Annotated in this window: 1 protein-coding gene; it reads left to right on the top strand. The window is 65.2% G+C overall.

Translation table 11 applies throughout. The features are described from left to right. The first annotated feature begins 73 nt into the window (after window positions 1-73). On the top strand, window positions 74-1,873 hold the full coding sequence (locus tag ACL03I_RS39225; RefSeq protein ID WP_412808630.1) for an IS481 family transposase: 1,800 nt from the start codon (window positions 74-76) through the stop codon (window positions 1,871-1,873). Window positions 1,874-1,955: the final 82 nt, after the last annotated feature.

Raw genomic sequence — 1,955 nt, 5'->3', positions numbered from 1 at the left:
TGTGAAGGCTCAGGACCTCGTTGACTCGATGTTCTCGGGACCTTGTTGACAAGATCGGTTTGTGCGGCGATGCTTGCTGGCCGTGCCGAATGGGCAAGCTGATCGGGATTGGTTGGTAGAGCAGCGTTTCCGAGCTGTGCTGGAGGTGCTGGACGGATCGCCGGTGGGTGAGGTTGCCGTCCGATACGGGGTATCGCGGCAGTCGATCTACAACTGGAAGGCCAAGTACCAGACTGGCGGGGTCGACGCGTTGAGAGCCGTATCGAGCAGGCCGCGGACGAGTCCGACGCGTGTGCCCGCCGAGGTAGAGGCCCTGGCGTGTGAGATGCGCCGTGCGCACTCACTTTGGGGTGCGCGGCGTATCGCGTTCGAACTCGCACAGTCCGGTGTGACCTCGGCACCGTCACGAGCGACTGTGCATCGGATTCTGGTTCGCAACGGCCTGATCCGAGCGCAGGAACAGCGGCACCGACGCAAGTATCGGCGGTGGCAGCGGGAAGCACCGATGCATCTGTGGCAGCTGGACCTGGTCGGCGGTATCTACCTCGCCGATGGGCGAGAGTGCAAGATGCTCACAGGAATCGACGACCATTCACGATTCGTCGTCATCGCCGCGGTGCTGGCAGTGCCATCGGGTCGCGCGGTCGCCGACGCCTTCCTCAAGGCGATGCGAGCCTACGGTGTGCCGTCAGAAGTTCTGACCGACAACGGAAAACAGTTCACCGGGCGCTTCACCCGGCCGCGGCCGGCGGAGGTGTTGTTCGAGCGAGTGTGCCGGGAGAACGGGATAACCACCCGCCTGACCAGACCGTTCTCGCCGACCACGACCGGGAAGATCGAACGCTGGCACCAGACGCTACGCCGAGAGCTGCTGGATGCGTCTGGCCCGTTCACGGATCTGCCGACCGCCCAGGCTGCGATCGGCGAATGGGTTCACACCTACAACCATTCCCGTCCGCATCAGGCACTCGACATGGCGACTCCGGCCAGCCTGTTCCGCCCCAACGCCCAGCCCGAACCGCTCAAAGTCACCACCGATCTGCCTGCCGTGTCCGATGTCGCCGCCATTCCTGGCAGCCCGACGGTCGAACCAGACCCGGTGCCCGGCCTGGTGCTGGCGTCCTCGGCCGGGGCGGTCGAGTTCGACACGGTGATATCCGCCAGCGGCCAGCTTTCAGTCGCCGTCCACAGAATCAAGATGGGCGCCCAGCGGGCGGGGCAGCTCGCGCATGTGTGGGTCGACGAATACAGCATCCACATCCTCCTCGACGGACGGCTCGTCAAGACCATGCCGTCCAACCTCGACGCCGAAGACCTCCACCAGCTCAGAATGCGCGGCGCGCGTCCGGCAGGCCCACCCCCTGCCGGACGGTCCAGCCAGAAGGCGGGCGTGTTAGCCGCCGACGCGGTAATCGAAATCGACCGTGCTGTCGGCAACAACGGAGCACTCATCCTGCTCAAGCACCGCCTCAAGGTCGGTGCCGAACTGTCGGGCAAGCGCGTCACCCTGCGCCTGGACGGTCACCTCATCCACGTGGTGCACGACGGCGTGCTCGTCAAGACGCTGCCCTCACCGATTCCCGCCGACGAGCGCGGCAAGCTCCGCGGAGCCCGCATCGCCACCACCCAGCTTCCGCCACCGGCTGCCGGACCCATCAGCGTCCAGCGCAAAGTCCCCGCCGACGGTGTCGTGATGGTCGCCCGCCAAAACATTCGCATCGGCCGCACCTACGCCGGTCAGATCGTCACCATCCACGTCGAAGACACCCACTTCCGCGTCACCCTCAACGGCGCCGAACTATCCATCCACGCCCGCAAGACCCAGCACCCCGTCCGACGCTGGAAAGCCAAAATCCACGCTCCCCGAATCTGATCCGGGCGTCCAACACCTCTCGAGACCTTCAACCAGGTCCTGAGCCACCCAAGCCAAACAGCTCCTGAGACCGCACAAAACC

The organism is Nocardia sichangensis (assembly GCF_047200615.1).
Lineage (GTDB): Bacteria > Actinomycetota > Actinomycetes > Mycobacteriales > Mycobacteriaceae > Nocardia > Nocardia sichangensis.
Note: the sequence above shows the minus strand (reverse complement) of the source record. Positions and strands in the feature narration are given on the sequence as shown.